Source organism: Segatella copri, from assembly GCF_009494835.1.
Taxonomy (GTDB): Bacteria; Bacteroidota; Bacteroidia; order Bacteroidales; family Bacteroidaceae; genus Prevotella; species Prevotella copri_F.
This window is the reverse complement of record NZ_VZBE01000052.1, coordinates 1-25,080: the sequence shown is the minus strand read 5'-3', so window position 1 is coordinate 25,080 and position 25,080 is coordinate 1. Positions and strand designations below refer to the sequence as shown.

The following is a 25,080-nucleotide window of genomic DNA, read 5'->3' as shown; positions in this document are numbered from 1 at the left end:
AAATAAACTTTAAACCAATATATTGTTATGGTAAAAATTACAAAAGAGGCGGCTTTAAGTTATCACGAGACTGGCCGTCCTGGCAAGATTGAGGTTAAGCCAACAAAACCTTATCACACACAAACGGATCTGAGCCTTGCTTATTCTCCTGGCGTGGCATTCCCATGTCTTGAGATCCAGCAGAACCCAGACGATGCATACAAGTATACTGACAAGGGTAACCTGGTTGCTGTTATCAGTAATGGTACAGCAGTGCTCGGACTTGGCGATATCGGTGCCATGAGCGGAAAGCCAGTGATGGAAGGTAAGGGATTGCTTTTCAAGATTTACGGTGGTGTGGATGTCTTCGATATTGAAATCGATGAAAAAGACCCAGAAAAGTTCTGTGAAACCGTAGAGAAAATCGCTCCTACATTTGGTGGAATCAACTTGGAGGACATCAAGGCTCCTCAGTGTTTTTACATCGAGGAACGCCTGAAAAGAACTCTCGATATCCCTGTAATGCACGATGACCAGCATGGTACTGCTATCATCTCTGCAGCAGGCTTGAAGAACGCTCTTGAGGTAGCTGGCAAGAACATTGCCGATGTGAAGATTGTCGTAAATGGTGCTGGTGCAGCTGCTATCAGCTGTACAAAACTCTACGTAGCACTCGGTGCACAGGTAAAGAACATCATTATGCTCGACTCTAAGGGTGTCATTACCAGCGACCGCGAAAATCTGACAGAGCAGAAAAAGCTCTTTGCAACAGACCGCCGCGATGTCCATACACTCGAAGAGGCTGTGAAAGGCGCCGATGTATTCGTTGGACTCAGCAAGGGTAACGTGCTCTCCAAGGATATGATTCGCTCTATGGCAGACAACCCTATCGTTTTCGCTCTTGCCAATCCAGTACCTGAGATCAGCTACGAGGACGCTATGGACAGCCGCCCTGACGTATTGATGTCAACTGGCCGTTCAGATTATCCTAACCAGATTAACAATGTAATCGGTTTCCCATACATCTTCCGTGGTGCACTCGATGTTCACGCCCGTGCTATCAACGAAGAAATGAAGATGGCTGCTGTTCATGCAATTGCCGATTTGGCTAAGCAGCCGGTTCCTGATGTTGTAAACGATGTTTACCACGTTAACGACCTTACATTCGGTCCTAAATACTTCATTCCGAAACCTGTAGATCCACGTTTGATTACAGAAGTTTCTGCTGCCGTAGCTAAGGCTGCAATGGAAAGTGGTGTGGCTCGCACCCCTATCACAGACTGGGAGAAGTACAAGCAGGATTTGCGCCAGCTGCTTGGTCAGGAGACCAAACTGACCCGCAAGCTCCACGATACAGCGCGCCTTCACCCACAGCGTGTAGTATTCGCTGAAGGTGGCAACCCAACTATGCTGAAGGCTGCAGTCCAGGCAAAGCAAGAGGGCATCTGCCAGCCAATTCTGTTGGGCAACCCTGACCGTCTGAACCGTGTTGCTAGCCGTTTGAAACTTGACCTTTCAGATATTGAGATTGTAGATATGCGTGCCGATAACGAACAGGGCCGCCGTGCTAAGTTTGCCAAGCATCTGGCAGAGAAGCGTGCTCGCGAGGGCTACAGCTTCGAGGAAGCTTATGATAAAATGTACGAGCGCAACTACTTCGGTATGTCAATGGTAGAACAGGGTGATGCTGACGCATTCATCACTGGTCTTTACACAAAGTACAGCAATACTATTAAGGTGGCAAAAGATGTAATCGGAATCCGTGAGCCATACAAGACTTTCGGTACCATGCATATCCTTAACACCCAGAAGGGTATTTATTATATCGCAGATACGCTCATCAACCGCCACCCAGACGAAGATGTGCTGATTGATGTTGCCAAGCTGTCTGCAGGTACAGTGAAGTTCTTCAACGAAGAGCCGGTTATGGCCATGTTAAGCTACTCGAACTTCGGTACAGACAATATTGGCTCACCTGTTAAGGTAAAGAAAGCCGTTGCTGAGATGCAGAAGGAGTTCCCTGAACTCGCTATCGATGGTGAGATGCAGGTAAACTATGCACTCAACAAGGATCTGCGCGACGAGAAGTACCCATTCTCCCGCCTCAAGGGCAAAGACGTCAACACTTTGGTGTTCCCTAACTTGAGTAGCGCCAATGGTGCATACAAACTTCTCCAGGGGTTGAATCCTGAAGCAGAGATTATCGGCCCTATCCAGATGGGATTGAATAAGCCTATCCACTTCACTGACTCAGAAAGTAGTGTACAGGATATCGTAAACATCACAGCAGTAGCTGTCATTGATGCTTACGTAGAGAAAATCAAGAAGCAGAAGTAATCACTTCTTTTTCCTGATTCGAACAAACAGAATAAGATAATAGTATTTTCCATAAACAGGTTGGCACTTCTGCGCCAACCTGTTTTTATTTTCTCTACTTCACTACTCGTCTCGAAAGTTCGTCTCTTTATACTTTTGAAGATATCTAAACAAAAACAAAAAAAACAACAGAATTGCAATCGATTACGCAGCCTTTCTTACTAAAATAAGTTAATTTATACCATTGTGTGCCCACACAACTGAATGACAATAAAAATAATCAAATAAATATTTGGTGATTTGAAAAATATCGTGTATCTTTGCAACCAGTTATCCTGAAAACAATCTTTTTACCTTAATGGAAACTAATACCTATTGAAGATTTGGAGCGGTAGCCTGTGAAGGTCATCGCTTTTTTCTTTTTATACACCTCCTCCATCAAATAGCATATAGCATATATTGTTCCCAAGAAGAAAGAATACAATTAAAAGGTAATATCACTTGAGTCGGAAGACTTGCTGACTGCAGTCAGCAGACCTGCCGACTATAGTGAGCAGACCTGCTGACTAGGCTCAGCAGAGCTGCTGACACTAGTCATAACTTTAGCGAAGGTATCTTCTTGAACCAGAGAAGTCGTATCCTTAAACCTAAGGAGACATCTCCTTGAACCAGAGGAGACATATCATTGAGCCAAAGGAGCCATATCATTGAACCTAAGGAAGTATATTATTGAACCCAATAAAGAACATTATACTATTCACGAGCCCCTTATCTGGTAGCAAATAATCGGTATTCTTATAAAAAACAGACTTTTCTGTTAAATCTTTCTAAAAAGCTATCTTTATTTCCCCAACATTTTGTTCATATCAAAGATAATTTGTAATTTTGCACCCCGAATGCTCATGGATTGGGCAAATGTTACAGAAAAGTTTAGTTCGAAGGGGCTCAAAGAAGATCCGGCACAATGCAGGACGCCTCCCGAAGAAACCCGTTTATATAATTAATTTAATGTACGCAATTGTAGAAATTAACGGTCAGCAGTTCAAGGCTGAGGAGGGCAAGAAGCTCTTCGTACATCACATCAAGGATGTTGAGGCAGGTCAGACTGTTGAGTTCGACAAGGTTTTGCTCGTTGACAAAGACGGCTCAATCACTGTCGGTGCACCAGCTGTAGAGGGTGCAAAAGTAGTAGTAGAAGTAGTGAACCCACTCGTAAAGGGTGACAAGGTAATCGTCTTCAAGATGAAGCGCCGCAAGGACTATCGCAAGAAGAACGGTCATCGTGCTCAGTTCACTGAAGTATCAATCAAATCTGTAATCGCTTAAAATTAGGAGGAATTAGAAAATGGCACATAAGAAAGGTGTTGGTAGTTCTAAGAACGGCCGTGAATCAGCTTCACAAAGATTAGGCGTTAAGATCTGGGGTGGTCAGAGCATCATCGCAGGTAACATCATCGTTCGCCAGCGTGGTAACAAGCACTTCCCAGGTGAGAATGTAGCTCAGGGTAAGGATGATACATTGTATGCTTTGGCAGATGGTATCGTTTACTTCCACAAGGGCCGCAAGGACAAGAGTACAGTTTCTGTTCTCTCTCCAGAGGTTTACGCTGAGAAGACCAAAAAAGCTGACGCTTAATTTTTAAAGTTTTAGAAAAAACTATTCCAAACAAACAACATAGAAGCCTGCTCATACCTAGAGCAGGCTTTCTTCGTTTATATAAGTTTTTAGGCAAGGATTACACCACACCCCCTTTCTCTAAGCTCCTTAACCCTGTAAAACCACAAAAAAACTTTAATTCTACCCTTCCCTGTAAAAAAGTCAGCAATTTTTTACGCTATCACAAATATTTTTTGTACTTTTGCCTACAAATAGTAAATTATTTAATTAAAAGACATTTTATGCTTACACTTAAACTTATCAGTGAGGAAACTGAACGTGTAGTTAAGGGTCTCGAAAAGAAGCATTTTCCAAATGCTCGTGAGGCCGTAGAGAAAGTTTTGGAGTACGACAAGATTCGTCGTGAAGCTCAGCAGAAGTTGGATAACAACAAGCAGCAGGCTAACCAGTTTGCTAAGCAGATTGGTGCCCTTATGAAGGAAGGTAAGAAAGAGGAAGCTGAGAGCGCAAAGGCTCAGGTAGCTATGCTCAAGGCTGATGCCAAGGCTCTTGAAGAGATCATGGAGAAGGCGCAGAACGATATGACCAACCAGTTGCTCGAAATTCCTAACATCCCTTGCGAGCAGGTTCCTGAAGGTAAGGACGCAGCCGACAACGTTGTTGTGAAAGAAGGCGGCGAAAAGCCAAATCTCGGCGAGGATGCTCTCTGCCATTGGGATCTCTTGAAGAAATACAATCTTGTTGACTTCGACCTCGGCGTTAAGATTACTGGCGCAGGTTTCCCTGTATATATCGGCAAGATGGCTCGTTTCCAGCGTGCGCTTGAGGCATTCTTCCTCGATGAGGCTCGTAAGAGCGGATATCTGGAGATTCAGCCTCCTTACGTAGTAAACGAGGACTCTGGTCGTGGTACCGGTCAGTTGCCAGACAAGGAAGGTCAGATGTATCATGCTAATCTGGATAATCTCTTCCTCATCCCTACTGCTGAGGTTCCTGTAACCAACATCTTCCGCGATGTTATTCTCGATGAGAAAGATCTCCCTATCAAGCGTTGTGCTTACTCAGCTTGTTTCCGTCGTGAAGCAGGTAGCTATGGTAAGGACGTTCGCGGTTTGAACCGCCTGCACCAGTTCGACAAGGTAGAGATTGTTCGCATCGATAAGCCAGGTCACTCTTACGAGAGCTTGAACGAGATGCTCGACCATGTTGAAGGTCTTTTGAAGAAGTTGGAATTGCCATACCATATCCTCCGTCTCTGCGGTGGTGATATGAGCTTCACCTCTTCTATCTGCTACGACTTCGAGACATGGAGTGCTGCACAGGGCCGCTGGTTGGAAGTTTCATCAGTATCTAACTTCGAGAGCTATCAGGCTAACCGTCTCCACTGCCGCTATCGCCATACAGATGACAAGAAGATTGAACTTTGCCACACATTGAATGGTTCAGCACTTGCCTTGCCACGCATCGTAGCAACCATCTTGGAGAACAATCAGACCCCAGAAGGAATCCGCGTACCTAAGGTATTGGTTCCATACTGCGGTTTCGAGATGCTTGATGACAAAAATTTCGATTAATTTGAAGTATCGGTAAGACTTTCAGTTTTTCTCGATTATACAAAACATTCGAAAAACAAAAATAACATATATTGTACGAGGATAACTTCGACTGCCACAAAGGTAGCCGATGTTATCCTTTTGCATTTTTATGTACCATGAAGCAAACTCTAAACAGCTAACCAGAAATATTAATATATCAGCATTAAGAAATTTAATAGCCCATGAACAAGATTATCAAGAAAGTACAATACTCAGAGAAAGTATTCCGCTTCGATGTAGAAGCACCACTTATAGCCAAGAGCCGAAAGGCAGGTAACTTTGTTATCATCCGTGTAGACGACAACAGCGAGCGTATGCCGCTGACCATCGCTGATGCTGACATTGAGAAAGGAACCATCACACTGGTTGTGCAGAAGGTAGGTCTTTCATCTACCAAACTCTGCGCCCTAAATGAAGGTGATGAGATTCACGATGTGGTGGGACCACTTGGAAATTCTACACATATCGAGAACTTCGGAACAGTCATTTGTGCCGGAGGTGGTGTAGGCGTAGCTCCTATGCTCCCTATCATCAAGGCACTGAAAGCCGCAGGAAACAGAGTCCTTTCCGTAATTGCGGGTAGGAACAAAGACCTCGTGATTATGGAAGATGAAGTGCGTGCATCTAGCGATGAACTCATCATCATGACCGATGACGGAAGTTACGGCGAGAAGGGTGTTGTAACCGTAGGAATCGAGAAGTTTATCAATCAGGAGCATATCGATAAGGTTTTCGCCATCGGTCCTCCTATCATGATGAAGTTCTGCTGCCTCTTAACCCAGAAATATAATCTTTCCACAGACGTTTCGCTCAATACCATCATGGTGGATGGAACCGGTATGTGCGGTGCCTGCCGCCTGACCATCGGTGGCAAGACCAAGTTTGTCTGCATCGACGGTCCTGAGTTTGACGGCGCCCAGGTAGATTGGGACGAGATGTTCAAGCGCATGGGCACTTTCAAGGATGTTGAACGCGAAGAGATGGAACACTTCGAAGAGCACCTTGCAACTGTAGACGCAGGAAAGAAGAAAGAAACTACGGATGTAATCATGGACGTAGAACCTACAGATGCAAGCATCGAAGAGTTGACCGACCGTAACGCTGAGTGGCGCAAGGAGTTACGCGTTTCGATGAAAGCAAAAGAACGTACAGCTATAGAGCGCGTAAAGATGCCAGAACTTGACCCTCTTTATCGTGCCACAACCCGTACAGAAGAGGTAAATATCGGTTTAACCAAGGAAATGGCTTTGACCGAAGCCAAGCGCTGTCTCGACTGTCCTAAGCCTACCTGTATGGAAGGTTGTCCGGTAAGCATCAACATTCCTTCCTTCATCAAGAATATTGAGCGAGGCCAGTTCCTTGCCGCAGCCAAGGTTTTAAAGAACACCTCTGCCCTACCTGCCGTTTGCGGACGAGTTTGTCCACAGGAAAAGCAATGTGAAAGCAAGTGTGTACATCTCAAGATGAACGAGCCTGCTGTAGCTATCGGATACCTGGAGCGTTTTGCTGCCGATTACGAACGCCAGAGTGGAAACATCTCTGTACCAAAGTGCGATGAACCTAATGGCATCAAGATAGCCGTAGTTGGTTCAGGACCTTCCGGATTGAGTTTTGCAGGCGATATGGCAAAGAAGGGATTCGACGTTACCGTCTTTGAAGCATTACACGAGATTGGCGGTGTATTGAAATATGGTATTCCGGAATTCCGTTTACCTAATGCTATCGTAGATGTAGAGATTGAGAATCTTCAGAAAATGGGCGTAAAGTTCATTACAGACTGCATCATTGGCAAGACCATTTCCGTAAAAGATCTGGAAGAACAAGGATTCAAGAGAATCTTCGTTGGCTCAGGTGCAGGTCTGCCAAACTTCATGAATATTCCTGGAGAGAATGCCTTGAACATCATGTCTTCTAACGAATATCTTACCCGTGTAAACCTGATGGATGCAGCCAATCCTCATAGCGACACCCCTATCAACTTGGGTAAGAAGGTGGTTGTTGTAGGCGGCGGAAACACAGCTATGGACAGTTGCCGTACTGCAAAACGACTCGGAGCAGACGTAACCTTGGTATATCGCCGTTCGGAGGCAGAAATGCCTGCCCGACTCGAAGAGGTGAAGCATGCCAAGGAAGAAGGAATCAATTTCTTTACATTACACAATCCTAAAGAATATGAGGCAGACGATAAGGGCGCAGTAAAGGCTGTAGTCCTCGATGTGATGAAGCTTGGCGAACCTGATGCCAGCGGCCGTCGTCGTCCAGAAGCTACAGGCGAGACCATCACGCTGGAGTGCGACCAGGTAATTGTTGCCGTAGGAGTAAGTCCTAATCCACTCGTTCCACAGAGTATCGAAGGCTTGGAACTCGGCCGGAAGAACACCATTGCCGTAAACGACCAGATGCAGAGTTCCATCGAAGAAATCTACGCTGGCGGCGATATCGTACGAGGAGGAGCCACAGTAATCCTTGCCATGGGAGACGGCAGAAAGGCCGCTCTCAATATGAGCGAAAAATTATTGAATAAATAAGAAATACGGGAAAAAATAAAAGGGCAGCCATGCATCACGCAGACTGCCCTTTCCTTTTCTCGTATGTAATGTTATAAAATGAAATGTAGTTCGTACATATATTTATTAATAATTGGACTCAAACACTATTTCAGATTAATACGGAGTCCGAACTGGAGATTAAAATTCCACTTCTTATCTTTAAACGTATTTTCTATTTCGCTGCCATTATCAAAATAATATTTTGCACCTGGCTCAATATAGAAGCCCACTTGTGGTGTAACATCATACTGTGCACCAAGCGAAGCCTTACCCGAGAACTGAACGCCATCACGTTTCACGTCCTCTTTATGACCAGAAACCTTTGTATCATTCTTTACGTTGAAATCGGCTTCTCCACCCGCCATTACGTACGCATGAAAGCCTCCCGTGCTCCAAACCTCATAGTTTAAACCAAGTGGAACACCCACATAATGCAAAACCTGATGTGTATCAAATTCTGAAACACCATAAGATTTGAAATCAGAAGCAACACGCGTATATACGACACCGGTACTCAAAGACAAACGAGGCGCAAGTCCGATACCAACCTGAGCACCTATAGCCAAAGGAGCATGATGTTTCGCTTCAACATATTTCGGTATTGCATATCTTAAAGGAGAAGCAGCAGCCAGGAAAACGCCATGATCAGCAAAGCCGCCACCAGCAAGAGGATCTGAAGACGCATACATGCCGTTTGACATACCATCACTGCCAGAGCCCAGACTTACATTCTCTGCATACAGGTTCATGGTCCAGTTCTGTTCATACTTGTCCTTATAACTGCGTTCAAAATGACCATCCTGCGCCCTGCCTGCATAAAGCTTCTGCCCACCATCTGCTTCCAACGGCTTGGTTGCATGATTAGAAGAAATGGCCATCTGTCTTTCTGAATCCTCATTTTGCTTTTGCAAAACAGATAATTCCCGACCATTTACCTCTGCATTAACAGACTGTTCTGGCATTTCTACCTCTGCTGCAAGCATTACTTCATTATCAGCAGCAACAGTCCGCTCCTGGAAAGAGACAGAAGATTTACTATGGTTCAATTGACGCCCCGATGAATGACGATTCACCTGATGTGCAGATGCATTGTTTTCTGCAAGCAAGATAGCATTTTCACTTCCTGCCGATTGTGCTTCTGCACGGACAGCAGAAGAAATCCTGCTTGAACCTGATGCTGTAGAGAAAGAACTCTGAACAGCTAAGTTAGCCTGTCCCGGTTCGTCATCATGCAGATAAACATAACTGCCTCCTACTCCCAATAAAGCAATAGCTGCAGCTACTGACCATCTTTTCAAGACAACATAACGAGCCTGTGGGGTCTTTTTTACATCAGTTTCCTCATCACCAACCTTTTTAGACTGAGCAAGCGATTGTTCTATCTCAGCCCACAAGTCGTGGCTGACAGGCTCTTGGTAGTCTGCCAACTGATCTCGAAGTTTATTTGTCCAATCGTTACTCATTACTTTTCTCATTTATATGATTCAACTCTTTATTATCACTACTATCTGTCTGGCTCAGATAATCTTTCACCTTTTTGCCCAACAGCTTTTTCGCCCGCAAATATTGTGAAGCAGAACTGCTTTCTTTGATGCCTAACAGCTGTGCAATTTCTTTATGGCTTTTCTGTTCAAAAACAAACATGTTAAGAACCAGTCTGTACCCATCAGGCAATTCTCCTATCATTCTAGTCAGTTCTGCAGGCGGAACTCTTTCTACTTCAGGCTCTTCATCCTCAATATCATCGGGAACTTCGTCCACGATAGTGAAGCGCTTTTGCTGCCTTACAAAGTTGACAGCTTCATTTGTCACTATCCGCAAGAGCCAAGCCTGAAGAGCGCCCTCACCCCGATATTCAAACTTTGAAATGCCGGAAAAGACTTTTATAAAACTATCTTGCACTACATCCTCAGCATCATCGCGCATAGGGACATACCTCAGCGCTACGGCCATGGCATACCCTACATAGCGTTCGTACAATCTGTGCATGGCTGCCCGACTGCCGCTATTGATGTCGTCTAAGAGTTTCTTTTCCGATTCCAATTTCAAATCCTTTTTAAAGATTAAACGATATAAAGAGAAAACCTTGCATCAAAAATGAACTTTTTTTTGATGCAAGGCACTTTTTTTTATATTTCTACATTATTCTATAGAGAACACTTTACCTTCCTGAGTAAGATAACTTTCCGTAAACACCTCTTTAGCTTCATTCAACAATACCTCTTCATTATTATATCTTGCACTATAATGTCCCAGAAGAAGTTTGCCTACACCCGCATTTCTGGCTATAGTTGCTGCCTGTCGAGCCGTACTGTGATAATAGAGTTTAGCCCTGTCCTCATTCTCCGAAGTATAGGTGCTCTCATGATAAAGCACCGTAACCCCCTTTACCTTTTCTGCCAACCCCGGAACAAACCGGGTATCACTGCAATAAGCATAACTGCGGGGAGTAGCGGCAGGCATTACCAATCTGGCATTAGGTATTACATCCCCCTCCTTCGTTGTCCAGTCAGCTCCATTCTTGATGTTATTAATCTGGCTTACAGGAATCTCGTAATAATCTATCATATCACGACGGATATGAGGCAATGTCGGTTTCTCTCTGAAAATGTAACCACAACAAGGCACACGATGCTGCAGAGGAACGGTTTCTATGGTTACAGAATGATCTTCATATACAACTTGCGACTTCTCGGTATCTACAGGAACAAATTCGATTTGATATTCCATTCCCTGCATGAAGAAATCAATCTGACGCTTAAATAAATCTCCGTAACTTTCTGGCGCATACACCTTTAACTTAGCCGTCCTGCCCAGCATGCCTAAGGTAGAAAGAAGTCCCAGCAAGCCAAAGCAATGATCACCATGAAGATGCGAAATAAAGATAGCATTTATCTTAGCAAAGTGAACATGAGTGCGACGGAACTGCATCTGGGCACCCTCTCCACAATCCATCATAAAGCATTTGCCACGCATCTCAATAATCTGGGCCGAGGCACTATGCTGAAGGGTGGGCAAAGCACTGCCACACCCCAATATATGTACTTTAAATGGTTCCAAAACTAAATCATAATTTACAGGTTCAACATGATGACCTTACTCTTGGCGCTTGAAAACAAAGATACCCTGAGTATTCTCCAACATAAGACTGTCAGAACCTAATTTGTCAATGGCAAAAGTATCCTTATTCAGCAAAAGTTTACCATTGAGTATCTTCCAGCTAGTCCAAGGATTAGTTTCAGCCTTCACATTGTTCTTCACCTCTCCACCTTCCAAGATATCAAAATTCTTATCCAGAGAAGTCCATTTACCCAAGAGGGATGTCAGGTTGATAATCTTCTGGGCCATCATCTCTCCATCCTCAGCCTTATAACCGATAAGAGCAATACGGTCGCCAGCCAGCAATCCTCCCTGAACAACATCAGGATTCTCATCGTCAATAAACACCGAAAGGGTGTCACCATCATCAGAAATCAGCTCCAGGCTATGCATAGAGGTTCCCTCACCGCATACACCATAGATGGTAGAATCGTTCATTGCATCCTCTACCTCTACCGAATCTGCTGCACTGATAACAGGAACATTATTTTTGTTCTTACAACTATTGGCAGCGAAAAGCGCCACCAAAGCTATTGTTACATAAACTAATTTCTTCATAACACTTTAGTTTTTATTATTATATTGATGAGTCGATAAGATTATCTGATTCACCGTTATTTATCATCCTTTTTCTCCTGAAGTTTTGCTTCATCCCATAGTTTATCCATTTCTTCTAAGCTCATATCTTTCAAGTTTTTACCTTGCTTTAAGCTATGATCTTCTACGTAGTTGAAACGGCGGATAAACTTCTGGTTGGTTTTCTCCAGCGCATTATCCGGATTGAGTTTATAGAGACGTGCTGCATTGATTACAGAGAAGAGGAAATCGCCCAATTCCAGAGTAGAATTTTCCTTATCGCCTTTAGCCAGTTCCACCTTGAGTTCTTCCAGTTCCTCCTGTACCTTTTCCCACACATCTTCTTTTTCTTTCCAGTCAAAGCCTACATTTCTAGCCTTATCCTGAATGCGATAAGCCTTGATAAGAGACGGAAGAGAATTTGGGACACCGCTCAACACCCGCTCATTACCATCCTTCTCCTGCTGCTTGATCTGTTCCCAGGTTTTCTCAACAGAAGTAGCAGTTTTCGGCTTGCTGGCGCCAAGAGCCAAGGTTTCTTCCGAACTAGCAGTTCCAGCCTTCCCGGTTTCTGCTTCTTCAGACTCTCTATATACCACCTGTCCCTCATCGTTGATATACATATCAGGATTCGAAACCGTCCAATTTCCTTCCTCCTTCCAGTTGATGAAAGGATGGCGGAACATCAATTTATCTGCCTCCTGATTGCAAACATCACAGATATCGAACTCGCCGTCTTCTCTGCCGATGATGCTATAGAACATCACGTGCTCCAACACATCGCCCAACTCCTTCTTGATATCTTTGTAATCGCGCTTCATCAAGGCGTCACAAAGCTCGAAAGTCTCCTCGATCGTATTCGGACGAAGACTCTCGAATGTCTGCTTTTTATCCCATGGACACTGCAGGCGCAAACGGTCCTGCACATCCAGCAAGCGGCTGAACGCCGCCAGTTTTTCTTCTTTCGTATGTCCTTTTCCTGTATTACTAACCATCGTTTTGTGCAAAAATTAATAATTTTGATGCAAAGATAGTATTTTTCGCCCAAAAATTAGTATCTTTGCACCGTTTTTTAAAGAAAAAGAAAGAAAAAGAATAAAAATTAGATATAAACAATGGAATTAGCAAGTAAATACGATCCACAAGCAGTGGAAAGTAAATGGTATCAGTACTGGCTCGACAACAAACTTTTCAGCTCTAAGCCAGATGGTCGTGAACCTTATACAGTGGTTATCCCTCCACCAAACGTAACGGGTGTGCTCCACATGGGACACATGCTCAACAATACTATCCAGGATATTCTCGTTCGCCGTGCTCGCATGGAGGGCAAGAACGCATGTTGGGTACCAGGTACCGACCATGCCAGTATCGCTACCGAGGCAAAGGTTGTAAACCGCCTCGCTCAGCAGGGCATCAAGAAGACCGACCTTACCCGCGAGGAGTTCCTCAAGCACGCTTGGGACTGGACTCACGAGCATGGTGGCATCATCCTCAAGCAGCTCCGCAAACTCGGTGCCAGCTGCGATTGGGACCGCACAGCATTCACCATGGACGAGACCCGCTCTCGTGCGGTCATCCACGTATTCTGCGACCTTTACAAGAAGGGACTCATCTATCGTGGCGTGCGCATGGTTAACTGGGATCCTAAGGCTCAGACTGCGCTCTCTGACGAGGAGGTTATCTACAAGGACGAGCACTCTAAGCTCTACCACTTGAAGTATTATGTAGTAGAGCAGGACTGCCAGCAGGTGGATGAGGAGAACGTGATACACAAGGATGAGAAGGGATACTATGCAGTCGTAGCAACCACCCGTCCTGAGACCATCATGGGTGACTCTGCCATGTGTATCAACCCAGAGGATAAGAAGAATACCTGGCTGAAGGGTAAGCACGTGATCGTGCCTCTCGTAAACCGCGAGATTCCTGTCATTGAGGATACATACGTAGATATCGAGTTCGGTACTGGTTGCTTGAAGGTAACTCCAGCTCACGATATCAACGACCACGCCCTCGGTTTGAAGCACGGTTTGGAGACCATCGATATCTTCAACGACAACGGTACCATCAGCGAGGCAGCAGGTCTCTATGTAGGTATGGACCGCATGGACGTGCGCAAGCAGATTTCCATCGACCTTCAGAACGCCGGTCTGATGGAGAAGATTGAGGACTATAATAATAAGGTGGGCTTCTCTGAGCGTACCAATGTGCCTATCGAGCCAAAGCTCTCTACACAGTGGTTTCTCAAGATGCAGCACTTTGCCGACATCGCCCTTCCTCCAGTAATGGACGATGATATCGAGTTCTATCCTAAGAAGTACAAGAACACCTATCGCCACTGGTTGGAGAACATCAAGGACTGGTGTATCAGCCGTCAGCTCTGGTGGGGTCACCGCATCCCAGCCTACTACTTCGACAATGCCGGCAAGAAGGATTTCGTGGTAGCTGAGACTGCAGAGGAGGCTCTGAAACTCGCTCAGGAGAAGAATGCCAACATCAAGGCTGAGGATCTTGAGCAGGAGAGCGACTGCCTCGACACCTGGTTCTCTTCATGGTTGTGGCCTATCTCTCTGTTTGATGGTATCGAGCATCCTGACAATGAGGAGATCAACTACTACTACCCTACTTCCGACCTCGTAACTGGTCCGGATATCATCTTCTTCTGGGTAGCACGTATGATCATGGCTGGCTACGAGTATCGTGGCAAGATGCCATTCAAGCACGTATATTTCACAGGTATCGTTCGCGATAAGCTCGGCCGCAAGATGAGCAAGAGTCTCGGTAACTCACCAGACCCACTGGTTCTGATTGACAAGTTTGGTGCCGATGGTGTTCGTATGGGTATGATGCTCAGCGCTCCTGCCGGCAACGACATCCTCTTCGACGAGAGCCTCTGCGAGCAGGGACGTAACTTCAACAATAAGATCTGGAATGCCTTCCGCCTCGTGAAGGGTTGGGAGACTGCAGATATCGAGCAGCCTAAGAGTGCAGAAATCGCCGTGAAGTGGTTTGATGCCAAGCTCAAGGAGGTGAACGAGGAGATGCAGAAGCAGTTTAAGGACTACCGTATCTCTGAGGCATTGATGACTGTATATAAGCTGTTCTGGGATGAGTTCTCATCTTGGTACCTGGAGATGGTGAAGCCAGCTTACGGTCAGCCTATCGACCAGAAGAGCTACGATGCTACCCTCCGTTTCTTCGATGCCCTCCTGAAGATGTTGCATCCATTCATGCCATTCATCACCGAGGAGTTGTGGCAGCACATCTACGACCGCAAGGATGGCGAGAGCATCATGCGCGAGAAGCTGGAGATTCCTGCACCTACAGCTGAGGAGCAGAAGTTGGCAGCCGACATTGAGGCAGTAAAGCAGATCATCGCCGGTGTTCGTACCGTTCGCAACCAGAAGAACATTGCCCAGAAGGAGCAGTTGTCTCTCCAGGTAGTAGGCAAGAACGATTTCGAGGCTTACAACGACGTAACGCTGAAGATGGCGAACCTTGATAAGATTGAGGTCATCGCTGAGAAGAGTGCCGATGCATCAAGCTTCATGGTAGGTACCGACGAGTTTGCCGTACCATTGGGCGACCTCATCGACGTAGCTGCCGAGATTGAGAAGGCAGAGGCTCAGCTCAAGCACTTGGAAGGCTTCCTGATGGGCGTACGCAAGAAGCTCAGCAACGAGAACTTCGTAGCTCACGCACCTGAGAAGGTAGTAGCCCTGGAGCGCAAGAAGGAAAGCGACTCTGTTGAGAAGATTGCTGCCCTCAAGGCAACCATCGAGGAACTCAAGAAGAAATAATAGTATTATATTTAATGTTGAATGTTGAGTGTAGAATGTTGAATTAGTCAAGCTGATTCGTTAGCAAGATTGCAACTCAACATTCAACATTCAACATTCAACATTTTTAATTATGATCAAGAAGCTTTTCACCTTATTTATATGTACGCTATCTCTAGCAGCAACTTTCACCAGTTGTGGCGATGAAGCTATTGATGTAGAAAGCGTCAATAAGCAGACTATCTTCGTCTTCTATCCTTGGACGGGTGGAACCAACACTTCCGGTCTCACAAGTTTTTTGGAAAACAACGTTGACAGTATCTGCGAAGGTATCGTTGCCAAGAAAGGCTTGAATAATTCGCGTGTAATGGTCTTCATGAGCCAGAATTACAGGAAGAGCTATCTCATTGATCTTCAGTATGACGGCAACAAGAAAGCCGTCATCCGCGACACGTTGAAGACATACGATGAAGCTACATATACTACAGCAGAAGGATTTGCAGAGATTCTGAATGAGGTGAAACGCCGTGCTGAAGCCCTGAATTATTCGCTCATCATCGGAGCTCATGGCTGCGGATGGACCTATAGCAGCGATTGGGTTAACTATCCTTATATGGCTAGACCAAATACCGGTTTTGCCCAAAAAGGAAACACCAGCGACCCTACCGCTACCGGCAATTTCTGCGGAATACAGTATGGTCCCGATCCCAACAAACCTGTCACTCGTTTCTTCGGAAGCGTAAGTTTAGAAGAGAACGCTCTCGACGTTCCTACCCTAGCCGAAGGAATCAAACTCAGCGGCACCAAGATGCAATACATCCTATTCGATGCATGCTACATGGGCAATGTAGAGACTGCATACGAACTGAAAGACGTCACTAATTTCATGATCAGTTCAAGTAGCGAAATAATGGGAGCCGGCGTTCCATACAAAACCATATGGAGTTACCTCAACAGTTCAGCACCTAATTATTCAGGATTTGTCAATGGAGTTGTCAATTTCTACAAGAATAGTAGCAATCCATACTGCAACATGGCGACCATTGATTGCAGACAGATGGACAATCTAGCCCAAGTGATGAAGGAAATCAATAGCAAATATACCCTCTCTTCATCCGTTCCGCTAGATTCCATACAGTCTCTGGATGGTTTCTCTCCCAACCTCTTCTACGACATGAGTGTATACGTAGACAGTCTTGTACCGAGCGGCTCTCTGAAAGACAAATTTAATTCACAGATGAAACTCACAATCAAAGCAGCAGCTCATACCGAACAGGCTTGTGAAATGATAAGTAACCCTTACAGTGGTTCTATCTTTCAAGTAAAGAACTATTGCGGTCTTTCTATCTCCGACCCTAGCCAGCACAGCGTAGCTATCAAGGGCAGAGAGAAAACAGCATGGTGGAAGGCTACACACTAATAAGCAATTGAGAGTGAAAGAAACTCCTTATTGGCTTTTAAGAAAAATATTATATAAAAGAATACATGATGGAATATTTTATCATTGAGAATAACGGACAGCAAGCGGGTCCATTCAGCCAGGAACAACTCGTCCAGAAGGCTATCACACCCGAAACCCTTGTTTGGGCACAAGGTATGAAAGACTGGACACCTGCTTGGAAAATAGCAGAACTGAAGACTGTTCTTGAAACTGTAGAAGCAATCAAGGCTAATACAGCCAACAAAGAAAATGCAGAAGGAACATCAGCAGATGCAGCCGGCAACAACGGGACAGAAGCAGCAAACTTTCAGGCTGCAAACCAGCAGGGTTTCCAGCAGGCACAGCAGGAAGCTTACCAGCAAGGCTTTCAGCACGGCGCAGCAATGAACCAGGGCTACAGACAGGAACCGGAAAAGAAAAAATCGAGCAAGGCCCTCTGGAAAATCATCTTAGGGCTTATCGTACTTCTCTTCCTGGTTTTCGCAATAACCAATCCAGGACCTGATGCCCACAAAGAAAAGGTAAAGACTGAGGCAGCCAAGGCTATCGACAAGGCTACAGAAACCAGTGATAACAACTTCTTCACCCAAAGCATCCGTTCCATTGCCAAAATGATGGCAGGAAGCGCTATCGATGAAGTGATGAACCAGCTCTTCGAATACCACAACTATATCGTATGCTCTAAGGGAACCGTTGAGTTTAATGGCAAGCAGCACACCGTAAGCTTCGGAATCCTTGGCAGCGTTTACACGATGAATGCTGATGATATGGTGAAGGCGCTAGAAGGTGCCGACAATCTGCAGATAGAAGAAACCACCAGCTCATCAACCGAAGAATCCCCTTCGGTAAGCGATAATAACAGCGATGGTTCAGAAGAAGACGGACTGGGCGCTTCCGTTCAGAAGAAACTGGAAGACAAGGCAAACCAGGCCATGGATAAGGCTGCCGACAAGGTAAGCAAGAAAATAGAAGAAAAGATAAACCAAAAGTTAGATGAGGCTACCGATTCTTCTACCGTAGAAAAGATTCTCGACAAGATTCTGGAACTGATTTAGCATCAGAAATCCAAGGAAACATAAGAAATATGACACATTTCTCAATATGACAGCATGGCGGCTTGACGTATATCAAGCCGCCATTGCTGTTTAGTTGACGTGTATCAAAAAAAGCCCCTTTTTCATCATTTTGTCATGTCTTTGTGACAGATATTCAAGAAAAAGGCATTACCTTTGCACCAGAAAACAGTGAGATTGTAATAAGGATAATGTAAAACAGGAGACCTCACATGGAGGCTCCACAAAGAAAGAAAGGAAACAAATTATGATGATGACAGTAATGATTCTAGCAGTTGTGGCAGTTATGATTGCCAAGGCTGTAACTGTAAACAACAACATGGAGATGGGCAAGTAAAATTGACCATTATTCATGAACAAAAGGAAATGGCAGAAATGCCGAGTATTAATTTTTTAAAAAGGATAACGATTATGAAAACAATGTATGCAAACATCAAGAAGGTCTTGAAGGCTATTCTTGCAGATTACATGACCGCAATGGAAATGTATGGTGAGGCTTTGAACAGAAGCCGTGGTTGTGCTTGCGCATAAGGGTTCCAATCCCTTCATGCTGCGGCATTGACTAGATTGAAAGCAAAAAGTAATTACGTTTAAATAAAGAAAAAGCGTGTAAGTTACCATACTTACACGCTTTTTTTGTATCTTTGCAACCGATTAGTACTAATTTTAAAAAGAAGCAAAGATGAATTCACAAGATATTATTAGCAGACTGGAATCGAAAGGCATCCGACCAACCGCCAACCGTATACTCGTAATGAAGACCCTGATGGGCGAACAGAACCCGCAGAGTCTGAGCAATCTGGAACGAAAGATGGTTTCGATGGACAAGTCGAGCATCTTCCGTACCCTTACCCTCTTCCTGGAACATGATGTGGTGCATGCCTTCGAAGATGGGCGAGGCGTACTCTGCTACGAACTCTGCGAAGAAAAAGGAGCTTGCGATCATCACGACGGGCACATCCATTTCTACTGCGAATCTTGCCAGCGCTCCTTCTGTATGGAGGATATCCATATTCCAAGTTTCGAGTTGCCCGAAGGCTTTTACCCCCATTCCATTTCCTTCGTCATCAAAGGCGAATGCCCGGAATGCAGAAAGAAACACCAGTAAAGCGACAGATGCTTCAGCGTTAATATAGCATAAATATTTTTGAAATTCTATTGTTTTTCCGATATTATCATTACTTTTGCAAGCGATTATCACGGGGTGCTGAAAGATTCGGCTGAGATAATACCCATTGAACCTGATGCAGGTAATGCTGTCGCAGGGATATTTGATAGCGCTTTATTTTTCTCTTAAGGCTTTCATCTGGAAGTTCACCGTGTTGGTTACATATTATGATATCATCGCTCTACGGCGATAGAAACAGCGTAAACAAACGGATTATTCATCATATAAAACGAACAGAATATGAAAGTAACTATCAACAACAAAGAGACCGAGACACAGGCTAAAACCATCAGGGAGTTAGCTCAGGAACTCGATTTGCCAGCTACAGGAGTTGCAGTAGCTATCAGTAACGAAATGGTGCCTCGTGATGAATGGGAAAACACACTCATCGCAGAGGGAGCTGACATCGTTATCGTAAAAGCATTCTGTGGAGGATAACAGTCCCAGAATACTGCGGAAAAGAATCATCCAAAAGTACTTTTCCTACAGAAATGAAAACAAAAATAACAACTCTATAATAAAACAATGGAAAAATTAGTAATCGCAGGCAGAGAGTTTAACTCACGCCTCTTCTTGGGCACAGGAAAGTTTAACAACAATGCCCTCATGGCTGAAGCCATCAAAGCATCAGAAACAGAAATGGTTACTGTTGCTATGAAACGTATCGAACTCGAAGACAAGCAGGACGACCTGCTTACTCATATCGTACAGAGTCCTAGCATCCAGCTCCTCCCTAATACCAGTGGAGTGCGCAACGCTGAGGAGGCTGTCTTTGCTGCACAGATGGCTCGCGAGGCTTTCGGAACCAACTGGCTCAAGCTCGAAATCCACCCAGACCCTCGCTATCTTCTTCCAGACTCTATCGAGACGCTGAAGGCTACCGAGAAACTGGTAAAGCTCGGTTTCGTGGTATTGCCATATTGCCAGGCAGACCCTACCCTCTGCAAGCACCTCGAAGAGGCTGGTGCTGCTACCGTAATGCCACTTGCTGCACCTATCGGTACCAACAAGGGATTGAGAATGAAGGACTTCCTGCAGATTATCATCGAGCAGGCTACCGTTCCTGTTGTAGTAGATGCAGGTATCGGTGCACCTAGCCATGCTGCCGAAGCTATGGAGATGGGTGCCAGCGCTTGCTTGGTTAACACAGCTATCGCCGTTGCCGGTGACCCTGTAGAGATGGCTAAGGCATTCAAGGAAGCTGTAGTATGCGGTCGCCGTGCTTACGAGGCAGGTCTCGGAGCCATCAGCGATTGTGCTGAGGCAAGTTCTCCTCTCACCGCATTCCTCAACGACTAATTATAATATAGATAATACAAAGGCATGAAGGATGAAGGCAAAGAAGCAGAATGTTCTTTTTACCTTTTTACCCTTTTACCTTTTTACCTTTAAAAAAATATGCCAAACGATAAGAAAGCTTACGCCCAGAGAGAAAAGGCGTATATGCAGGGAAAACTCTTCCCACAGATCAAGGTTGGAATGACCAAGGTAAACCTCACTCCTACTGTTGTGAAGGATGAACGCGGCATTCCTCATACTGAGCCAAACGCTCCGGTTTACATCTACGATACCAGCGGTCCTTACAGCGACCCTAACTATCAGGTAGATTTGAAGAAAGGCTTGCCAAGAATGCGCGAGCAGTGGATTCTCGACCGCAACGATACCGAGCAGCTCAAGGAGGTTACCAGCGAGTATGGCAAGCAGCGCCTTGCTGACCATAGCCTCGACCACCTCCGCTTCGAGCACATCCAGTTGCCTCGCCGTGCACAGGCTGGCAAGCACATCACCCAGATGGCATACGCCAAGGCGGGCATCATCACTCCAGAGATGGAGTATGTGGCTATCCGCGAGAACATGAACTGCCAGGAGTTGGGCATCGATACCCATATCACCCCTGAGTATGTGCGTGATGAGATTGCACGCGGACGTGCCGTTCTTCCTGCCAACATCAACCACCCGGAGAGCGAACCGATGATCATCGGCCGCAACTTCCTCGTGAAGATCAATACCAACATCGGTAACTCTGCCACTACTTCTAGCATCGAGGAAGAGGTAGATAAGGCTGTATGGTCTTGCAAGTGGGGAGGCGATACTTTGATGGACCTCTCTACCGGCGACAACATCCACGAAACCCGTGAATGGATTGTGCGCAACTGTCCTGTACCAGTAGGAACCGTGCCTATCTACCAGGCTTTGGAGAAGGTAAACGGCAAGGTAGAGGATCTGAACTGGGAGGTATTCCGTGATACCCTCATCGAGCAGTGCGAGCAGGGTGTTGACTACTTCACCATCCATGCCGGCATCCGTCGCCACAACGTGCATCTCGCCGATAGCCGTCTCTGCGGTATCGTGAGCCGTGGCGGTAGTATCATGAGCAAGTGGTGTCTCTACCACGACCAGGAGAGTTTCCTCTATGAGCACTTCGACGATATCTGCGACATCGTGGCACAGTATGACGTAGCCCTCTCTTTGGGCGATGGTCTGCGCCCAGGCTGTATTGCCGATGCCAACGATGCAGCCCAGTTTGCCGAGTTGGATACCATGGGCGAGCTTGTTACCCGTGCCTGGGACAAGAACGTGCAGGCATTCATCGAGGGTCCTGGTCATGTGCCATTGCAGAAGATCAAGGAGAACATGGAGCGCCAGCTCGACCACTGTCACGAGGCACCATTCTACACCCTCGGCCCATTGGTTACCGATATCGCTCCAGGTTACGACCACATCACATCAGCCATCGGTGGCGCCCAGATAGCATGGCTCGGCACTGCCATGCTCTGCTATGTAACACCAAAGGAGCACCTCGCCTTGCCTAACAAGGAAGATGTGCGCACAGGTGTGGTAACCTATAAGATTGCCGCTCATGCAGCCGATTTGGCTAAGGGTCATCCAGGTGCAACCATCCGCGACAACGCCCTCTCCAAGGCCCGTTTCGAGTTCCGCTGGAGAGACCAGTTCCACCTCTCACTCGACCCAGAGCTCGCCTTGAAGTATTTCGAGGAGGCTGGTCATACAGATGGTGAGTACTGCACCATGTGTGGTCCAAACTTCTGCGCAGCCAAGTTGACACACGATTTGAGAAAGTTTAAAAAGTAAGAAAATGTTTTCAGACGAATTAAAGAATATCAGTTGGGAAGAGACCACGGAGCGCATTGCTCGAATGACCGATAACGATGTGCGCCGTGCCCTCGCCAAGGACCATTGCGATGTGAACGACTTCATGGCGCTGATTTCACCGGCAGCCGAGCCATACCTGGAGGTAATGGCACGCCTTTCCCGCAAATATACCGAGGAGCGCTTCGGCAAGACCATGTCGATGTTCATTCCTCTCTACATCACCAATTCATGCTCTAACTCCTGCGTGTATTGCGGTTTCCATCGTGAGAATCCGATGGCTCGTACCATCCTCACCCCAGAGCAGATTGAGAACGAGTACAAGGCTATCAAGCAGCTGGCTCCATTCGAGAACATCCTTCTCGTTACGGGCGAGAACCCAGCCAAGGCTGGCACTCCATATCTTGCCAAGGCAATCGATATCGCCAAGAAGTATTTCTCTAACGTGAAGATAGAGGTGATGCCGCTCTCTACAGAGGATTACAAGACCCTCGCCGACCACGGTATGAACGGCGTCATCTGTTTCCAGGAGACCTACAACCGCGAACATTACAATCTCTATCATCCACGTGGCATGAAGAGCAAGTTTGAGTGGCGCTGCGATGGTTTTGACCGCATGGGTATGGCAGGTGTCCATTCCATCGGTATGGGTGTGCTCATCGGCTTGGAGAAGGAATGGCGCACGGATGTTGTGATGATGGCTCATCACCTGCGCTACCTGCAGAAGCACTACTGGAAGACCAAGTACAGCGTGAACTTCCCTCGTATGCGCCCTGCACAGAACGAAGGTTTCCAGCCAAACTGCTTCATGACCGACAAGCAGTTGGCACAGGCTACTTTCGCCATGCGTATCTTCGACCACGATGTAGATATCTCCTACTCTACCCGTGAGCCAGCCTACATCCGTGACAACATGGCAACACTGGGTGTCACCACCATGTCGGCAGAATCAAAGGTAAATCCTGGTGGTTACCATACTTATCCTCAGGCGCTGGAGCAGTTCACCGTAAGCGATGAGCGTACCGCCAAGGTAATCAATGCGAGATTGAAGGAATTGGGCAGAGAGCCTGTCTGGAAGGATTGGGATGCCTCATTCGATTTCTTCGGAAATATCGCAAACGGATAAAGAAGATGTAATTAAACAGAATAAAAAAAGAGTGTATCATAAATTCATGACACACTCTTTTTTGTTAATATTCTCAGACTGACGCCCCAATAATAGATCATTTCAGATGGATGGTCTGTGTTTTCCCCGTGATATCAGTTACCACGGCGATCCCTCCATCACGAATCTCGACCTTCTCATATTTGGCATCAACTATCACCTTGCCTTTTAAGGTCATAATACCCCAATGTCTCGGAATCTGCTCAAAGGCGCAATAGGCACCAACAGGTTGCGCTATGCTGCGATAAAGGGGTGGCACGACAACTCTGCCATCCACTTTAATGCCCCATTTCTTTCCAGCCTGATATAATTCCACATGTCCTGCTACAGACTTTTCATGCAAAAGAATCATCTCGCTTGCTTCCTTTTTCTTCTCCTGTAACATCATCTCATCATAGTATTTCTTGCCAAGGCGAGGCATCACAAAATTCAAATCTTCATTTTCATTCTTTGGATTATTGCATCCTATATAAGTCTTCTTCAAATTTGAATCCACCAGGTAGTAGTCCTGCTTGCTGTCCATAACCACGATACAACCACAACGAAGAGTGGCACACTTCCAATACACATGTTCATAATCACCACGCAAGAAACATACTCGATTACTATCTATAGTAGCCTTCATCATCAAGCCATTGCCTCCTTCATAATAGTACCATTCCTGGCAACCGCTATCTACTAAATAATTATAACGATATATCAGGTAATCCCCAAAATTGAACAGGTCATATTTGGAAGGGCAATATGGCCAAGAGAAATGTTCGTAGGTGCGAGACATATAAACATCTCCATATTTGATGAACTCCCAACCTTCTAGCGTAACCACCTTTGGAACATCGTAAACATTGGGACCATCGTCAATAATAGCTCCAGACAACAGGTCATAATAGCAGACCTCCTTTCTGCGATGTCGGTAGAACAGGATGTTGCCATCCAACAGCTTCATGTCACGGTAATCGCCTGGCTCCAAGACTTGTTCTCCCTGCCGGTTCACGACCGTCATCTTTCCATCAGGCAGTTTGATGATGGCAAACTCCCCTCTACTGTCCACAAACTCACGATACTGTATCGTTTGGAGCAATTCTTCATGGCTCATCACCATCATCATTTCCGAGTCTGGATGAATCTGAATATCGTCTTGCTTCTCGTTCATCAGGAAAAACTCTCTATCCTTCGGAGTCTCCTTCTTCTTGCCAACTTTCAGTTTTCCCTCGAACATAGCATTCCAGTTCCATACTTGCGAAGGCAACCCGAACACCCGATATAGTCCCACATTATCTATAATTACGCAGTTCTTCTTTCCCTTAGCCACTCGCAATCCACGTCCCACCATTTGCAGATACTTGGCAAGTGACAATGTAGGTCGAGCCAACTGAACAAACTCCACATCCGGGCAGTCAAATCCCTCCGAGAATATATCCACATTCACCAATACTTGTATAGGAGCAGCCCCATCAGCAGCCCGCAAGCAAGTAGCCCCCAGTCCATCACCAGTTCGCAAGCAAGTATCAGCAAGTCTATCGCCAACTCCATCAGCAGCCCGCAAACAAGTAGCACCCAGGCGGTCCCATCCCGCACAATCTGGCGAGACCTTTGATGGTCCGCCAACCTTAG

The 25,080-nt window shown here is 45.9% G+C and carries 19 protein-coding genes and 1 riboswitch; of the genes, 13 read left to right on the top strand and 6 right to left on the bottom strand.

The genetic code is table 11. The features are described from left to right. The first annotated feature begins 27 nt into the window (after nt 1–27). The 5 genes from F7D47_RS07190 (at nt 28) to F7D47_RS07170 (ending at nt 8,036) form a co-directional block, all read left to right on the top strand. Complete coding sequence (locus F7D47_RS07190; protein WP_153084846.1) at nt 28–2,316, top strand: NADP-dependent malic enzyme; 2,289 nt, start codon at nt 28–30, stop codon at nt 2,314–2,316. Nucleotides 2,317–3,303: 987 nt separating this feature from the next. Further along, nucleotides 3,304–3,621 carry a 50S ribosomal protein L21 gene (gene rplU, locus F7D47_RS07185; protein ID WP_006848683.1) on the top strand — a complete coding sequence of 106 codons (318 nt, stop codon included), beginning with the start codon at nt 3,304–3,306 and terminating at the stop codon, nt 3,619–3,621. Nucleotides 3,622–3,640: 19 nt separating this feature from the next. Next, a complete protein-coding gene (rpmA, locus tag F7D47_RS07180; protein WP_006848684.1) occupies nt 3,641–3,931 on the top strand; it encodes a 50S ribosomal protein L27 in 291 nt (96 codons plus the stop codon). A gap of 263 nt (nt 3,932–4,194) precedes the next feature. Continuing rightward, nucleotides 4,195–5,487: a serine--tRNA ligase gene (gene serS / locus F7D47_RS07175; RefSeq protein ID WP_006848685.1), complete on the top strand. Its 1,293-nt coding sequence runs from the start codon at nt 4,195–4,197 to the stop codon at nt 5,485–5,487. A gap of 203 nt (nt 5,488–5,690) precedes the next feature. Further along, nucleotides 5,691–8,036, top strand: a complete 2,346-nt coding sequence (locus tag F7D47_RS07170) for a bifunctional dihydroorotate dehydrogenase B NAD binding subunit/NADPH-dependent glutamate synthase (RefSeq protein WP_153084845.1) — start codon at nt 5,691–5,693, stop codon at nt 8,034–8,036. A 125-nt stretch (nt 8,037–8,161) separates the two neighbouring features. On the opposite strand, the gene F7D47_RS07165 is transcribed toward F7D47_RS07170, so the two are convergent. From F7D47_RS07165 to mazG, 5 genes are all read right to left on the bottom strand, one after another. Beyond that, the gene (locus F7D47_RS07165) at nt 8,162–9,520 is read right to left on the bottom strand and encodes a hypothetical protein (RefSeq protein WP_194252562.1); all 1,359 of its coding nucleotides are present in this window, start codon (nt 9,518–9,520) and stop codon (nt 8,162–8,164) included. Next, the gene (locus tag F7D47_RS07160; RefSeq protein WP_194252563.1) at nt 9,513–10,106 is read right to left on the bottom strand and encodes an RNA polymerase sigma factor; all 594 of its coding nucleotides are present in this window, start codon (nt 10,104–10,106) and stop codon (nt 9,513–9,515) included. The genes F7D47_RS07165 and F7D47_RS07160 overlap by 8 nt, the downstream gene beginning before the upstream one ends. 93 nt (nt 10,107–10,199) lie before the next feature. Continuing rightward, complete coding sequence (locus tag F7D47_RS07155) at nt 10,200–11,117, bottom strand: ribonuclease Z (protein WP_153084843.1); 918 nt, start codon at nt 11,115–11,117, stop codon at nt 10,200–10,202. A 36-nt stretch (nt 11,118–11,153) separates the two neighbouring features. Further along, complete coding sequence (locus tag F7D47_RS07150) at nt 11,154–11,714, bottom strand: hypothetical protein (RefSeq protein ID WP_022121891.1); 561 nt, start codon at nt 11,712–11,714, stop codon at nt 11,154–11,156. 56 nt (nt 11,715–11,770) lie between these two features. Next, the gene (gene mazG / locus F7D47_RS07145; protein WP_153084842.1) at nt 11,771–12,727 is read right to left on the bottom strand and encodes a nucleoside triphosphate pyrophosphohydrolase; all 957 of its coding nucleotides are present in this window, start codon (nt 12,725–12,727) and stop codon (nt 11,771–11,773) included. A gap of 120 nt (nt 12,728–12,847) precedes the next feature. Between mazG and F7D47_RS07140 the strand changes: the two genes are divergently transcribed. The 8 genes from F7D47_RS07140 (at nt 12,848) to thiH (ending at nt 23,427) form a co-directional block, all read left to right on the top strand. Continuing rightward, entirely contained in the window at nt 12,848–15,529 is a 2,682-nt protein-coding gene (locus tag F7D47_RS07140; RefSeq protein ID WP_153084841.1) for a valine--tRNA ligase, read from the top strand. Between the two features lie 112 nt (nt 15,530–15,641). Beyond that, nucleotides 15,642–16,928 carry a clostripain-related cysteine peptidase gene (locus F7D47_RS07135; protein ID WP_153084840.1) on the top strand — a complete coding sequence of 429 codons (1,287 nt, stop codon included), beginning with the start codon at nt 15,642–15,644 and terminating at the stop codon, nt 16,926–16,928. A 65-nt stretch (nt 16,929–16,993) separates the two neighbouring features. Continuing rightward, on the top strand, nt 16,994–18,004 hold the full coding sequence (locus tag F7D47_RS07130) for a GYF domain-containing protein (RefSeq protein WP_153084839.1): 1,011 nt from the start codon (nt 16,994–16,996) through the stop codon (nt 18,002–18,004). Nucleotides 18,005–18,704: 700 nt separating this feature from the next. Continuing rightward, nucleotides 18,705–19,130 (top strand): Fur family transcriptional regulator, encoded by a 426-nt coding sequence (locus F7D47_RS07125; protein WP_153084838.1) that lies wholly within the window; start codon nt 18,705–18,707, stop codon nt 19,128–19,130. 82 nt (nt 19,131–19,212) lie between these two features. Continuing rightward, nucleotides 19,213–19,307: riboswitch (TPP riboswitch) on the top strand. Nucleotides 19,308–19,430: 123 nt separating this feature from the next. Continuing rightward, entirely contained in the window at nt 19,431–19,628 is a 198-nt protein-coding gene (gene thiS, locus F7D47_RS07120; RefSeq protein ID WP_153084837.1) for a sulfur carrier protein ThiS, read from the top strand. An 87-nt stretch (nt 19,629–19,715) separates the two neighbouring features. After that, nucleotides 19,716–20,489, top strand: a complete 774-nt coding sequence (locus F7D47_RS07115) for a thiazole synthase (protein WP_153084836.1) — start codon at nt 19,716–19,718, stop codon at nt 20,487–20,489. 99 nt (nt 20,490–20,588) lie between these two features. Beyond that, nucleotides 20,589–22,283: a phosphomethylpyrimidine synthase ThiC gene (gene thiC / locus F7D47_RS07110; protein ID WP_022121899.1), complete on the top strand. Its 1,695-nt coding sequence runs from the start codon at nt 20,589–20,591 to the stop codon at nt 22,281–22,283. Nucleotides 22,284–22,287: 4 nt separating this feature from the next. After that, nucleotides 22,288–23,427 carry a 2-iminoacetate synthase ThiH gene (gene thiH, locus F7D47_RS07105; RefSeq protein ID WP_153084835.1) on the top strand — a complete coding sequence of 380 codons (1,140 nt, stop codon included), beginning with the start codon at nt 22,288–22,290 and terminating at the stop codon, nt 23,425–23,427. Between the two features lie 97 nt (nt 23,428–23,524). Here the strand turns inward: thiH and F7D47_RS07100 are convergent. Continuing rightward, on the bottom strand, nt 23,525–25,080 hold a 1,556-nt coding region (locus tag F7D47_RS07100; protein ID WP_194253065.1), incomplete at its 5' end, for a helicase-related protein.

Excerpts from the sequence above, each read along its gene's own strand:
- F7D47_RS07190 (WP_153084846.1), top strand. The coding sequence starts at position 28 with ATGGTAAAAATTACAAAAGAGGCGGCTTTAAGTTATCACGAGACTGGC.
- rplU (WP_006848683.1), top strand. The coding sequence starts at position 3,304 with ATGTACGCAATTGTAGAAATTAACGGTCAGCAGTTCAAGGCTGAGGAG.
- rpmA (WP_006848684.1), top strand. The coding sequence starts at position 3,641 with ATGGCACATAAGAAAGGTGTTGGTAGTTCTAAGAACGGCCGTGAATCA.
- serS (WP_006848685.1), top strand. The coding sequence starts at position 4,195 with ATGCTTACACTTAAACTTATCAGTGAGGAAACTGAACGTGTAGTTAAG.
- F7D47_RS07170 (WP_153084845.1), top strand. The coding sequence starts at position 5,691 with ATGAACAAGATTATCAAGAAAGTACAATACTCAGAGAAAGTATTCCGC.
- F7D47_RS07165 (WP_194252562.1), bottom strand. The coding sequence starts at position 9,520 with ATGAGTAACGATTGGACAAATAAACTTCGAGATCAGTTGGCAGACTAC.
- F7D47_RS07150 (WP_022121891.1), bottom strand. The coding sequence starts at position 11,714 with ATGAAGAAATTAGTTTATGTAACAATAGCTTTGGTGGCGCTTTTCGCT.
- mazG (WP_153084842.1), bottom strand. The coding sequence starts at position 12,727 with ATGGTTAGTAATACAGGAAAAGGACATACGAAAGAAGAAAAACTGGCG.
- F7D47_RS07140 (WP_153084841.1), top strand. The coding sequence starts at position 12,848 with ATGGAATTAGCAAGTAAATACGATCCACAAGCAGTGGAAAGTAAATGG.
- F7D47_RS07135 (WP_153084840.1), top strand. The coding sequence starts at position 15,642 with ATGATCAAGAAGCTTTTCACCTTATTTATATGTACGCTATCTCTAGCA.
- F7D47_RS07130 (WP_153084839.1), top strand. The coding sequence starts at position 16,994 with ATGATGGAATATTTTATCATTGAGAATAACGGACAGCAAGCGGGTCCA.
- F7D47_RS07125 (WP_153084838.1), top strand. The coding sequence starts at position 18,705 with ATGAATTCACAAGATATTATTAGCAGACTGGAATCGAAAGGCATCCGA.
- thiS (WP_153084837.1), top strand. The coding sequence starts at position 19,431 with ATGAAAGTAACTATCAACAACAAAGAGACCGAGACACAGGCTAAAACC.
- F7D47_RS07115 (WP_153084836.1), top strand. The coding sequence starts at position 19,716 with ATGGAAAAATTAGTAATCGCAGGCAGAGAGTTTAACTCACGCCTCTTC.
- thiC (WP_022121899.1), top strand. The coding sequence starts at position 20,589 with ATGCCAAACGATAAGAAAGCTTACGCCCAGAGAGAAAAGGCGTATATG.
- thiH (WP_153084835.1), top strand. The coding sequence starts at position 22,288 with ATGTTTTCAGACGAATTAAAGAATATCAGTTGGGAAGAGACCACGGAG.